This window comes from Syntrophomonas palmitatica JCM 14374, from assembly GCF_001311885.1.
Classification (GTDB): Bacteria; Bacillota; Syntrophomonadia; order Syntrophomonadales; family Syntrophomonadaceae; genus Syntrophomonas_A; species Syntrophomonas_A palmitatica.
In genome coordinates this window covers 80871-93814 of record NZ_BBCE01000013.1, presented here as the reverse complement: position 1 = coordinate 93814, position 12944 = coordinate 80871, and the positions used below count along the sequence as shown (strand labels likewise).

Here is a 12944-nt window from a genome sequence, read left to right as displayed (position 1 = left end):
GCAGGTTTATTTTCTTAATTAAACCATTAAGCGCTTATATATTATATACCAAAAAACCGGGCTTTGACAACGCCCGGTTCTATCGTTTTTAAAATTTTTCTATGCTGCCCTATATTTATTAGCTGCTTTTCTTTTTCAACCGTTCAAGGAAGATGGCGCAGTCAGGGCAGACCATTTCACATATTTTACACGCGATGCAGCTGTCCTCATCCTTGGGGGTTACTGTAGGTGTGCCATAAACCCCTAGTTTATCTGACCAAACCAGAACATCATTGGGGCATTTCTCTTTACATAGGCCGCAGCCTTTGCAGTAAGCAGGGAAAATATGAAATATCGCTTTCTCCATTTCTGTAGTCAAGGCTTCAATCTTACCTGTCATTCTTAACACACCCCTTCCTTTAGAGAGGCTTGAGCCAGCTGCTTTCCTATTTCAAGGGCTTTAAAGTTCAGTTCTTTTAAAGCCGGGTCTTTCTCAAATTTATAGGATAATTTATGAACCAGGGCGTCCCTGGCGGATTCGAAGCTTACTACATTGGTAAGACCTATGACCGCCCCCATTATTATAATGTTAAAAACCCGGGGATGCAGTTCCGTGTTAGCGGTTTTAATGGCTGGGATAGCTATAATCCTTTTGGCTTCTTTGGGAAGGTCTTGTGCATCAACCTTAAAACCGTCATCATATACAAACAATGTATTCTGGTCTGAATAAACCGCTGTTCTGCCCACTGCTCTATCACTCAGGGCAATAACTACATCCGCTTTATTAAATTTGGGAGCGCCTATTCTATTTTCGCTAACTTGGATAAAAGCAATAGATACTCCGCCTCTTTGTTCCAAACCGAAATTAGGGATATAAATGGTTTGTTTTTTTTCATTATAAGCGGCTTCAGCTATTATTTCGGCTACGGATTGTACTCCCTGCCCGCCTTCTCCGGCCAGGGCGATTTTCAGCAAAGACATTATTTATCCCCCTTTCCAAAGGGAGTTTTTAATTCGCCTATGGGGAAGTGCTGTTCCATTTCATCTTCCAGGAAGCGCCAGGTTTGCTGGGCATTAGTGCGCCAGTTGGTAGGGCAGGTGGAGAGAACTTCCACAAAGGAAAAACCGTTGCCCTCGATTTGGTTGCGCAGGGCATTACGTATAAAACGTTTCAGCTGATTGTATTTTGAGACAGTAGCCCGGGCTACATAAGCGGTATCCGGGGTTAATTGCGCCACAAACTCAGGTCCTTTGGTGGGATAGCCGGTAAGTTCAGGATCCCTGCCAAAGGGAGTGGTTTCGGTTTTTTGGCCGGGCAAGGTGGTAGGGGCCATTTGCCCGCCGGTCATGCCGTAGTTGGTGTTATTCACCAGAATAAGGGTTACTTTTTCATTACGTACGGCCGCATTGAGCAGGTGCTGAGAGCCTATAGAGTAACCGCCGCCGTCTCCCATGTAACCAACTGTAATCAATTCAGGCCGTGATCTCTTAATACCAACCATAACCGGAGTAGTACGGCCATGATGGGTCTGAGTGCTGTCACAGGCGAAAAAATTCCATGATAAAAGTGAACAGCCGATATCGCAGCCAAAAACAGTTTTATCCTGAATACCTAATTCATCTATGTTTTCGCCCAGAGCTTTTAAAACGATGCCGTGTCCGCATCCGGGACAAAACTTATGTGGTTTGGATGGCAGATACCATGACTTTGGAATGCTGGTGCTACGCTTGACATTGATATACCTCCTCCCCTAAAGAATACTCTTTACTTTATTTATAATGTCATAGTCAATAATGCCGACACCGGGCATAAATAAGGTTTCCATAGGCACAGTTTCCCCATATATCTCCTGTCTCAGCAAACGGTAAAGCTGCCCGTAAGCCGATTCCACCACCAGCAGCTTTTGGGCAGAACTGCGGGCAATCGCATCGCGCAGTTGTTTGGTCGGGAAAGGCCGCAGGGTAATGGGTCTGAAGTACCCTGCTTTGATGCCCTGGGCCTGCAGGGCTTTTACGGCGTCATCGGCAGCACGTGACACAACCCCGTGAGAAATGATTATTATGTCCGCCCCATCACAGTTTTTCTCATCGAATTCTTCTATTTCCGATGATACAGCTTCGTATTCAGCCGATACCTTCATTACAACATCATATAATTCCTCTTCCAGGCTGTATATGTTGCACAGATGCTGGGGCTGCCGGTTGTTGCCGATTTCACCGGGCAAACCGATTAAGGGATAGGTTTCCACCATGGTAATGCCTTTTTCCTTCGGGTTGTATAATTCCAAAGGTTCACGCATCTTGGCCTGATATCCATCTCCCAATACAAAGGTAGGAAAACGATATTTCCAGGCGGTATTAAAAGCCTTAATAACGTAATCGTAAATTTCCTGATGGGTTGCGGTTGAATAGACAATACGCCATCCTTCGCCATTACCGCCAAAGGTGGTTAATGCTACTTCCTGCTGGGAATAAACCACTGTACCGGATGAGGGTCCCCCGCGCTGCTGAATTATGGCTACCAAGCAGCCGCATAGCTTCGGCCATACCAAAAGGCTCCTGCATCAATACATTGCCGGGGCCAGCCGTAGCGGTAAAGGCCTTTTTCCCGCTTTGCACTGCACCGCAAACGGTAAAGCCTGCGGATATTTCATCTTCGGTTTGCAGAAAATTCCGGTTGTACTTTGGACACAGACGGGTCCAGTAGTGCATGACTTCATTCTGGGGTGTGATCGGATAACCAAACATTACTTCAGCGCCTGCAGCCAGAGCTGCCCAGGCTACGACCTCATTTCCGGTCATGAACGCTTTTTGAGCTTCGTTGATTACTTTTTCCATTAGTATATAAAACACCTCCCGTTCATATACAATATCTCTATTTACCAGCGAGCTGACGGCATATAGCGGCGGATATATTTTATAGGTATTGAAAAATCTTTCAGATCAATGGTCTCCCGCAGTTTTTCATCCACAGCTATAAAATCAACCGGCAGCCCCAGATCGACGGCAGCTTTTATAATTTCATCATTACCTTTTTTAATTATGTCAATAGTGGTTTCATCACCCAAATGGGTATTGGCTGCTACAGCATCAACTCGTCCCAGGTTTTCAATATATTCCTTAATAAGTTCTCTTGAGGCAGTCATGGGGCGCATATAGTTGATTACCGCTATTACTCTCAAATCAGGAGACTCATTGGCTCCTTCCACCAGATTCAAAGTCTGCGCCCCGAATACACCGTACCCTATATCCATAATAATATCCCCTTCGCGGCGCAGAGCCCAGCGAGCTTGGGGATTCAACATGGCTCCGGTTTCACCGAGACCAAAAGCATCACGGTTTGAAAAGCCTATCACCCGCAAACCTTTTTCTTCCAGCATTTCTTTTATGGGTCTTAAGGTATAAAAAGGTTCCACGGTATCAAGATCCACAAGATTAACTTCCCGCCCCAGCATCTTTAATTCCAGGGCCCGGTTTATGGAGATTTCACTTTTGCCGCTGGCATATTCGCCTACAAAAGCTTCCACGATTCTTGATGATTCTGCCGGGTTAAAATAAAACACCCCCCGCTTGAAGCGGCCAGTTTATAAATAGTATATATTAATAACGAAATATGCGTCAATAATTTGCAATATTACCTTGAATAATACGCATAATTATTGATAATGCTATAACAAATATGGCAAACCCCGGAAAGCAAACTGCTTTTTAAGGGGTGTTAAAGTATATGATATACTCTAATCCATCCTTGATGCACTACTTATTTTGTTAATTTTGTATTAAGAAACAATGAAGCACTACAAATAGAACTTATTATAAAATTGAAAAAGACCGGTTTGGGCCGGTCTGTATATTGTAAATATTCTGCTTGGAGCAGATATAACTAAATAAGCAGTTTAAAGGCGATTAGCAGCAGCACTCCAGGTATTCCCAAAAATCCTGCGGTTAATACGGTGATAATATTTACCGGTAGAGAAAAATCCCAAAATGCGCCAAGGTAATTGGCGGCTAATAATAAAACCAGGCCTATCAGTGAATTCAGCAGTATTTTCCATAATAATTTAACCGGTTTGGCTAAAATCTGGCTATTATGTACAATACTGCCAATAAAAACAAACCTGCTATAATAATATTTACGGTATCCATTATTTATCACCCCTCACATCTCACCGAATCATATCCAGGGCTTTAAATTCCCATTGACGGTTTTTTTGTTTAATGTTTTTTAACAGATGATCATACCGTTTTTCTGCTGCCATCAAGGCATAAATAGCACTGTCTATCATTTCCTGGTCGCCGGCATAAGAAAACATGTTCCGGGCTTGCTGCAGTTCTTCGTATGCCTGCCGGAGCAGAGTTTCATCAGATATAATTCCCTGGCATTCGGGCTGGGTTTTTATCAAAGCTGTCCGGCTCAGCTTCTTGATTATTTCTGGCCACTTAATCACGCAAAACCTCCTGGCATATTTTTACTGTGGTCTACAGCATCATATGCCAGGAGGTTTTATTTTATGTTGTTTTAGACGCAGTTTACGCAAAACTTTTTCGCGCGAGGTTGTCAGGGGACCGTTTTCTTGACACTGTGTAAAATCTACAGCTCTCTGCGGCCTTCCAGGGCGCGGCGCAGGGTGATTTCGTCGGCGAATTCTATGTTGCCCCCTACCGGCAGCCCATGAGCGGGACGGGTTATCAGTACGTCATACTGGGCGGCGATTCCTCCCAGATACCGGGACATTACTTCCCCGTCAATATCAGGGTTAAGTGCCAATACAACCTCCTTAACCCCTCCGGCTGCAAGTTTAGCCGCAAACAGCTTCATATTCAAGCCTTCGAAGGCGTTGTCGGCCAGCAGGTCTATATTCTTATTCAGGACAAAATAACGGCCGCGAAAACCGGTGCGTTCTATAGCCATTACATCACTGGTTTCCCCGACTACACAGAGAACGCTTCCGTCTCTGCTGTCGTCACGGCAGACACTGCAAGGGGATAAATCAGTCAAGATACCACACTCCGAACAAGCAGTAATCTTTTGCCGTGCATCGATAATAGCCTGTGCCAGTTCATTTGCTTCGGATTCAGGAACCTTTAATATAAATAATGCCAGGCGCTGGGCAGTTTTAGGCCCAATGGTCGGCAGTTTCTGCAGCTGGTCAATAAGGTTTTCCAGCGGACGCGCCAGCTTCATCGCAAACCTCCCAAACGAAAATGGTCAGGTGTCAAGGGGACGGTTCTCTTGACACCGACACCTAATAAATATTATAGTCCGGGGATGTTAAAGCCGCCGGTTATGCGTGCCATTTCATTGGAAACCATGTCCTGAGATTGTTTAACGGCTTCGTTGACAGCGGTCAAAACCAGGTCTTCAAGCATCTCCACATCCTCAGGATCAACGACTTCCGGCTTTATTTTAATACGCAGGATTTCTTGTTTGCCGTTAACTGTGACCGTAACCGCTCCCCCTCCGGAAGAAGCTTCTACTTCGCGTTCCCTAAGTTCTTCCTGCATCTTCACAATCTGTTCCTGTACCTGTTTGGCTTGTTTTAACATCTTGTTCATGGATCCGCCTGCACCGGGATTAAATTTCATCCTCTTTCCTCCTCAGTTTTTTATTTTTACTATTTCTTCTCCAAATAGTTCTATGGCTTTTTTAACTACTATATCATTAACCTGTTCGTCATCAAGCAGCACCAGTTCAATATTCATTGGTTTTTTATAAATTTCCTGCACCACGCTTTCCAGTATTCCGCGGTTGCCTTTCTCCTCCATTTTCTCTTTATGAAAACTATATCCTTTCTTATATCCTATATACATGCTGTCATCACTGATACCCAATAGCCGTCCCTGTACCAGCAGGGCGTACGTAGGGATCTTTTTCTCTTTCACCGCAGCCAGGATCTGATTCCAGACGGGATCAACCGCCTCTTTTGGGGCAGTTTTAGCACGGGTTGGTTTGCTGGCCGAAGCGGAAGGGATTTTAGGCGCTGGTTTAACAAGAGCAGCTTCTTTTTCGCTCCATAAGTTCGTCAGTTCTATAAAAGCCATTTCTAAAATAAACCGGTTGTTCTCGCTATATCTCATCTTTTCGCTGGTTTCCATCAACATCTTTAAGGCTGTCATAATCTGCTCGGGGTTCACCTGGCCCTTCTGTCTGGTCAGGTTTGGTTTAGCCTCTTTTTGTACTACGGACAACTGCGCTTCCTCTCCCATGACTGAAAACAGCAGGAGATCACGCAGGTAGAGGACGCTCTCTCTTAAGAGATGCTGGGCCTCCTTGCCCTGACTTAGAGCCGTATTAAGCATTTCTATTACCGTGCGTATATCCTGTTCCAGGATATAATCAAAGAGCCGGGCCAAAAACAATTCGTCTACCAACCCCAAAACATCCAGGACGTCTTCCTTCGTTATTATATGCCCCTTGAACGAATGTACCTGATCGAGGGTGCTCAGAGCATCTCTCATCCCCCCATTGGCGCGGCGGGCCATCAATAGCAGAGCTTCCGGGTCAAGTTCGATACCGCTGTCGGCAGCCGCTTGTTTAAGCCGCGCATGATTTCTTGTGCGGTTAAACGTCTGAAATGAAAGGCCTGGCAGCGGGAACGAATGGTGTCAGGTATTTTCTGGGGTTCGGTAGTGGCCAGAATAAATATTACCGCATCCGGCGGCTCTTCCAGGGTTTTTAACAGGGCATTAAAAGCTTCCGTTGTCAGCATATGTACTTCATCGATAATATAAACCTTTTTCTTGCCTTGCGCGGGGGCTACCCGCACTTTCTCACGCAGGTCCCGTATCTCATCAATGCCGCGGTTTGATGCGGCATCAATCTCTATAACATCCATAAAATTACCATTTAGTATATCCCGGCAGCTATTACACTGATTGCAGGGTTCACCCTCCAGCGGGTTATCGCAATTAACCACCCGGGCAATAATTTTAGCGACACTGGTTTTGCCGGTACCGCGAGGGCCGGAAAATAAATAGGCATGGGATAAGCGTCCTTGATTAACAGCGTTGCGCAGTGCGGTAATCGTCTTTTCCTGCCCCACTACTTCTGCGAAACTCTGTGGACGCCAGGCCCGGTATAGAGCCAGATAAGCCATATAAAGCCCTCCTTTTAAAAAATAAAGCAGGTCCACTACCTGCTATTGTAACCTCTTTATACATTTAAATAAATATGCCGTGCACCTGGCTTCGAATATACCCTCCAAGCGTTACTTGAACAGTTAGCTCCATTCAGGCTCCCCCGCGTCACACGGAATGGATTTCTTAGTGCTGCTTCCTCCCGGACCTGACACGGTTCAAAATGTTCCGTTGCGCAGGACCCGAACTTCTTAACCACTTATTCAAGCCTGACCTTACAGGATAGACCCTCGGCTCAGGAATTCGACCCTGCTATAGCGGGTTGCAGGTTACAGGGCACCGCTAATTCCCCGTCTAGCACGGCAGTTCTTAATCCCTAGATAAGAAAACCCTGGCTGCAAGAGCCGGGATTTTATTATTTGGTTTAGAGAAAGATCTCTGTTTTTACCGCTTGTTCATTGTACAATCTTTTCTGTGCTTTGGCAAGCTCAGCAGCAATTTGAACCTTAAATCCAAACGATTGTACATTATTTGGAATGAACATTTTTTATGCAATTTTAAATTTTCTTTTTTTGTTGTATTATATTAACAGTTATTCAGAAGAAGGGAACCTGTTTATGCAAATACTGGCAGCCGATGATGATTTTGTGGCTCGTAATGTCCTGAAAGCCAATCTTTGTCAATGGGGCTACGATGTTATAGAAGCCAGCAGCGGGGAAGAAACGCTGCGAATACTCCAAAGTGAAAATGCCCCGCGCCTGGCTTTGATCGACTGGCTTATGCCTGATCTGGACGGGATAGAAATCTGCCGCTGCGTTCGTGAGAACAACGAACAGGTTTATCCTTACCTGATTCTGATAACCGGGTATGACAGCCGGCAAGATCTGATTGAAGGCCTGATGGCCGGGGCTGATGATTACATAATTAAACCTTTTGAACCTGGTGAATTGGAGGCCAAATTACAAGTTGCCTGCCGGATTCTTAACCAGCAGGCATACCTGCAGAAGGCTCTGGAGGTTCAGCGCTATCATGCGCGTCATGACCCGCTCACCGGGATTTTAAATCATGGAGCCATCCTGGAACAGCTGCAAAAGGAACTATTAAGATCAGAACGTCTGGGTCTGCATACCGGCGTAGTAATGATCGATGTGGATTGCTTTAAGCGACTTAATGATCGTTTCGGACACCTGGCCGGGGATGAGGTTTTAAAAGAGACTTCCCGGCGCATAGTTTCGGCTGTGCGTGGCTACGATTTGGTAGGCCGTTATGGAGGGGAAGAATTCCTGGTTATCTTGCCTGGCTGCAATATGTCAGAAAGTGAATTGGTGGCCAGGCGTATTCAACAAACTTTCCGTCAGGACCTGTTTAAAATAGATAATATTCCTGTACAGGTAACTGTAAGCGGCGGAGTTACCACCTGCCAGCCTGGTTTAAAGGCCAATGTCAAGAATATTATTATGACTGCCGACCAGGCTCTGTACCGGGCCAAGCAAAACGGGCGCAACCGGGTGGAAATCGCCCTGCCCGCTGTATATTAAATCATTATATCCTGGTTTCCGTTAGTTCTGATTGAATGCGGGCAAATTCCAGCTCAATTTCCGTGAGTATTTGTCTGCTGCTGCTAAAACCGTCCTGTATTGTATTCATCTCCAGAACTTTTAACAAATTGCACAGATGACGTGCGCCCAGGTACGCGCTGGCTGAACTAAAACTGTGTACCGTCTTCTTCAATAAGCTCAGGTCTCTCGTTTCCAGGGCCTTTTTAAGACTGGAAATGCGTTCCCGGCTGTTCGTTAAATACTCTTCAATGATACGAGGCAAAAATGCTGTTTCCTCGCCTTTGGGCACATACCCCCCTAATACATTCCAATCAATGCCCCCTGATTTCTCTTCCCCCATAACCGGTTTACCCTTATCAAAAACATTTGTACTGTCTGACGACAAATCTGCAGAGAGCTCTTGCCTGTCAGGCACCCATTTAATTAAAACCGCGTTTAATTCCTCCAGCAGAACCGGTTTGGAAAGGTAATCATCCATACCGGCCTTAAAGCATTTGTGGATATCACCGCCCATAGCGTTGGCGGTTAAGGCAATAATCGGGATATGTCCCCCGCGAACCCTTTCTACATCACGAATTATGGTAGAGGATCGGTAGCCGTCCATCACCGGCATATGAATATCCATCAGAATAGCCGAGTACTCACGGGTAGTGAAGCAATATACCGCCTTTATCCCGTCCGGGGCAAATTCAGCTGTATATCCCAACCTTTCCAGCTGGGCTTTAATCAATGATTGCAAATCGGGATTGTCTTCAGCTACCAGCACCGGCTTCACTCGAGTTTGCCTTTTTGCTATTTTGCGGGGCAAATCCTTCTCCTGCTGCCTGTGGAAGGGTTCCTCGGCGCCAATTCTGGCGGTGACAGGAAGGGTAAACCAAAAAGTCGAGCCTGTTCCCAGTTCACTTTCACAGCCTATTTCCCCGCCCATTTTTTCCACCAGGTTCTTGGAAATAGCCAGGCCCAAGCCGCTTCCCCCAAATCTCCTGGTAGTGGAAGCATCAGCTTGAATAAAGGGAGCAAACAAGCGGCGGCGGGTTTCAGCGGCTATGCCTATACCGGTATCAACAACGTCAAATTTAAGTATTATTACAGGGCCGCTTTCCTTAAAGATGCTGACCCGTATGAAAACAGAACCTATATCAGTAAATTTAACCGCATTATTAACCAAATTCAATAAAACCTGTCTAATTCTTAAAGGGTCGCCGTTTATGTACCGGGGTACCAGGGGGCTTACCAGGCAGTTAAGTTTAAGGCCCTTTTCGCCGGCGTTCAAGCGCAGGAAATCCAGAACCTCATCCAATAAATTGTACAAATCGAAATCTATTTTTTCCAGGTTTAATTGATCAGCCTCAATTTTTGAAAAATCCAGGATATTATTGATTAAAGCCAATAAGACGTCGGCGGAATGATAGATCATGGAGACATATTCTTTTTGTTCATCGGTTAATTCAGTGCTTAATAATATTTGAGCAGCCCCTATCAAGGTGCTTATCGGCGTCCTGATTTCATGACTCATATTAGCCAGAAAATCGGACTTGGCCTGGCTGGCCGCCTCCGCAGCTTCTTTGGCCTGGGCCAGGGCTGCTTCCATTTGCTTGCGTTCACTGATATCACTGATAACCGCAAAAGAACCCTGATGGTTTCCGAACTCATCCCTTAAAGGCGAGGCCGAAATCGAGACAAAAATTTGGCGGTTGTCCTTGGTCAACAAAGGCATCTCGTAAACGTCATTCAGGCCCTGAAGCCGTTGTTTTAATTTAGTGTCGATAAAGTCTCGCAGATTTTCTTCCGTAAATGAATGGAAGGTTCTGTCTATAACCTCTTCGATACTATAACCCAGCATTTCAACCATCTGCGGGTTGACAAAAGTAATGCGGCCCTGGGTATCAATTACCAATATGCCTTCGTTCAGTTGTTCTACCATTAAGCGGTATTGTTGTTCAACTATATTCTGAATATTATCGGGGCGATTATTATTATCCTGCACCATGCTGGTCTCCCCTTGGATACTGTCAAGTTTAACTTTCATTACAAATTATAGTGAATTTTCTGAATCATGGGAAGGACTACACGTTTTTAATAAGCTAAATTTATTTAATTACTGAGCTTATCCCCAGCCAATTGAAAAGCATTCTTTCCTATACAAATAAAAAGAAGGCTGTTATGCCAAGCCTTCTTTTTATCCTATTATTAACATAAAGTTATTTTACCCGTGCGCCTAACATGGAAAGCTTGCGCGGGATATCTTCATAGCCCCGGAAAATGTGGATGGCATCTTCGATGACCGTCTCTCCGCGAGCCACCAGGGCCGCCAGCACCAGGGCCGCGCCAGCTCTAAGGTCTGTGGCTTTTACTCGCGCTCCATACAAGGTTTGCACCCCTTCTACCACAGCCGTATGCCCTTCCACCTTAATATTGGCTCCCATGCGTTTTAACTCATCTACTATTTGGAAACGGTTCTCAAATACATTTTCCACTATCACACTGGAGCCGCGGGCCAATGATAACAGGGCTATCATCTGCGACTGCATGTCCGTTGGAAATCCCGGATAAGGCAGGGTTTTGATGTCAACCGGCAAAATCTGTTCCCCGGCCCGCACCAATATACCCTGATCATTTTCCTGTACAAAAGCCCCCGTCTCCTGAAGTTTGGCCACCACCGGATGCAGGTGCGTGGGGATGACATTCTCCACTTCTATTTCCCCGCCGGAAATAGCGGCTGCTATCATATAAGTACCGGCTTCGATCCGGTCTGGAATTATCGCGTAACGACCGGCTTTTAATTTCGGTACCCCGTCAATTTTAATGATATCGGTCCCGGCGCCCCTGATTTTGGCCCCCATGGAATTGAGGAAATTGGCCAAATCAACGATTTCAGGCTCTTTGGCCGCATTCTCGATTATACTCGTTCCCGGAGTCTTTACCGCCATCATCAATATATTTTCCGTCGCGCCCACACTGGGGAAATCCAGGTAAATCCTGGCTCCGCAGGATTGGTTGGCGCGGGCGAAAATATAGCCGTGTTCAATAGATATGTCGGTTCCTAAAGCCTGCAAACCCTTGATATGCAGGTCCATGGGCCTTGAACCGATATCACATCCCCCGGGCAGTGAAATAATCGCCTCGCCCTGGCGGCCCAGAATGGCCCCCAGAAAAAGATTGGAGGCCCGCAGCATTTTAGCCAGATCATATGAAGTATAATTCTTGACATTGCCTGGCGGAGGACAGATCGACAGGCTGTTATCATCATTCCAGCAGGTATCAACCCCGATATCGTTTAACAGCTGGGTCATTACCTCCACATCCCGAATACGGGGTATATTGTCCAGAATAGTCTCCCCATCGGCTAAAATACTGGCCGCCATCAGCACCAGCCCGGCGTTCTTAGCCCCGCTGACCCGTACCCGGCCATGCAGGGGATGTCCTCCTTCAATACACAATGTGTCTTGCAAGGGCTACACCTCTTGTCTTATTGATTTTCCAGGTAACGATAAAAATCCTGTTCCCAAACTGTATACTTGATGCCTAACGAACTTTCCATAGCGGCGGCCAGGCTTTGACCCCGGCCCAGATTATCAAGCACTGCAAAGACCTTGTCTTCGCCATATTCTGCAGCAATATATTCAATGGCCTGCAGCGATTCCCAATAGGCTACGGATTGTTCCAGGCTGTCAAATTCACGTTCCAGCCTGTTTAACTTATAGTAGCTTCGAACCTCCCCTGGCGCGAAAGGCTGCGAAAATTCAAAGCCGGTTATTTCTTTTTCCACATATTGCGCTATTCCTTCTGTCCACCAGCGATTATAATTCCCGCGGCTGATATCGTCAACCAATAAATGTGCGAATTCGTGTACCATAGGCCCTTCCTGAGCAAAACGTACTGACATGTCTTCCTCAGGAAGCCAAACCCGCGGCGATAACACCCGTATGGTTCCTGCCCAGTAAACCCCCATAGCCTTTTCGTCTTTATCCCAGCCAAAGCTCCGCGAAAGGCTGAGGCTGTCCGGATAAACGACTATGGTTATCTTGCGGGCCGGTTTTGTGCCAAATACCCTGCTTACCTCAGTATAGGCTTCTTCGGCTGTACTGCTTATCAGCGATACATACGGCCTGTCTATCGCGGTGTACTTGATATTATAATGTTCTGTTTTGGTTTGTTCAAAGGCGGCGGTACTCAGCTTTATTTCCTGCCCCACCAGGAAACGCATAACAGACTGGTTGTTTTTCCCCAACAACAAAGCCGCCAGCAGAACAAGCACCAGTACCAAAACCGCCGTTTTGGCAGGCGGATGCATTTTGATCCCCGGCATTTTTTCTCCTCTCCCCTCTG

At 46.1% G+C, this 12944-nt stretch carries 14 protein-coding genes, 1 other RNA gene and 1 pseudogene; 1 reads left to right on the top strand and 15 read right to left on the bottom strand.

Features of this window, described 5'->3' with window-relative positions; all coding sequences use genetic code 11:
• Nucleotides 1-118: 118 nt before the first annotated feature.
• The 12 genes and pseudogenes from JCM14374_RS08870 to ffs form a co-directional block, all read right to left on the bottom strand.
• Nucleotides 119-379 (bottom strand): 4Fe-4S dicluster domain-containing protein, encoded by a 261-nt coding sequence (locus JCM14374_RS08870; RefSeq protein ID WP_054696202.1) that lies wholly within the window; start codon nt 377-379, stop codon nt 119-121.
• Between the two features lie 2 nt (nt 380-381).
• Complete coding sequence (locus JCM14374_RS08865; protein WP_172674197.1) at nt 382-963, bottom strand: 2-oxoacid:ferredoxin oxidoreductase subunit gamma family protein; 582 nt, start codon at nt 961-963, stop codon at nt 382-384.
• Nucleotides 960-1718: a thiamine pyrophosphate-dependent enzyme gene (locus JCM14374_RS08860; protein ID WP_054696197.1), complete on the bottom strand. Its 759-nt coding sequence runs from the start codon at nt 1716-1718 to the stop codon at nt 960-962. Before JCM14374_RS08860 ends, JCM14374_RS08865 begins: the two co-directional genes overlap by 4 nt.
• A 12-nt stretch (nt 1719-1730) precedes the next feature.
• A pseudogene (locus JCM14374_RS08855) lies at nt 1731-2817 on the bottom strand (ferredoxin oxidoreductase).
• 41 nt (nt 2818-2858) lie between these two features.
• A complete protein-coding gene (locus JCM14374_RS08850; RefSeq protein WP_054696194.1) occupies nt 2859-3542 on the bottom strand; it encodes a hypothetical protein in 684 nt (227 codons plus the stop codon).
• A 320-nt stretch (nt 3543-3862) separates the two neighbouring features.
• On the bottom strand, nt 3863-4135 hold the full coding sequence (locus JCM14374_RS08845) for a pro-sigmaK processing inhibitor BofA family protein (RefSeq protein WP_242848922.1): 273 nt from the start codon (nt 4133-4135) through the stop codon (nt 3863-3865).
• Between the two features lie 10 nt (nt 4136-4145).
• Nucleotides 4146-4427: a DUF2508 family protein gene (locus tag JCM14374_RS08840; protein WP_054696191.1), complete on the bottom strand. Its 282-nt coding sequence runs from the start codon at nt 4425-4427 to the stop codon at nt 4146-4148.
• A gap of 143 nt (nt 4428-4570) precedes the next feature.
• A complete protein-coding gene (recR, locus tag JCM14374_RS08835; protein ID WP_054696188.1) occupies nt 4571-5164 on the bottom strand; it encodes a recombination mediator RecR in 594 nt (197 codons plus the stop codon).
• A gap of 71 nt (nt 5165-5235) precedes the next feature.
• Nucleotides 5236-5565, bottom strand: a complete 330-nt coding sequence (locus JCM14374_RS08830; protein ID WP_083453987.1) for a YbaB/EbfC family nucleoid-associated protein — start codon at nt 5563-5565, stop codon at nt 5236-5238.
• Between the two features lie 12 nt (nt 5566-5577).
• A complete protein-coding gene (locus JCM14374_RS14720) occupies nt 5578-6471 on the bottom strand; it encodes a hypothetical protein (protein ID WP_439646071.1) in 894 nt (297 codons plus the stop codon).
• Nucleotides 6462-7076 (bottom strand): DNA polymerase III subunit gamma/tau, encoded by a 615-nt coding sequence (gene dnaX / locus JCM14374_RS14715; protein ID WP_054696182.1) that lies wholly within the window; start codon nt 7074-7076, stop codon nt 6462-6464. The genes JCM14374_RS14720 and dnaX overlap by 10 nt, the downstream gene beginning before the upstream one ends.
• A 77-nt stretch (nt 7077-7153) precedes the next feature.
• An RNA gene (gene ffs / locus JCM14374_RS13150) (signal recognition particle sRNA large type) lies at nt 7154-7419 on the bottom strand.
• A 254-nt stretch (nt 7420-7673) separates the two neighbouring features.
• Between ffs and JCM14374_RS08815 the strand changes: the two genes are divergently transcribed.
• Nucleotides 7674-8594: a GGDEF domain-containing response regulator gene (locus JCM14374_RS08815; RefSeq protein ID WP_172674195.1), complete on the top strand. Its 921-nt coding sequence runs from the start codon at nt 7674-7676 to the stop codon at nt 8592-8594.
• Between the two features lie 4 nt (nt 8595-8598).
• Here JCM14374_RS08815 and JCM14374_RS08810 read toward each other — a convergent pair whose 3' ends face one another.
• The 3 genes from JCM14374_RS08810 to JCM14374_RS08800 form a co-directional block, all read right to left on the bottom strand.
• Nucleotides 8599-10644 carry an ATP-binding protein gene (locus JCM14374_RS08810; protein WP_083453985.1) on the bottom strand — a complete coding sequence of 682 codons (2046 nt, stop codon included), beginning with the start codon at nt 10642-10644 and terminating at the stop codon, nt 8599-8601.
• Between the two features lie 172 nt (nt 10645-10816).
• A complete protein-coding gene (gene murA, locus JCM14374_RS08805) occupies nt 10817-12067 on the bottom strand; it encodes a UDP-N-acetylglucosamine 1-carboxyvinyltransferase (protein ID WP_054696173.1) in 1251 nt (416 codons plus the stop codon).
• Between the two features lie 17 nt (nt 12068-12084).
• The gene (locus tag JCM14374_RS08800; RefSeq protein ID WP_054696170.1) at nt 12085-12924 is read right to left on the bottom strand and encodes a peptidase MA family metallohydrolase; all 840 of its coding nucleotides are present in this window, start codon (nt 12922-12924) and stop codon (nt 12085-12087) included.
• Nucleotides 12925-12944 lie beyond the last annotated feature (20 nt).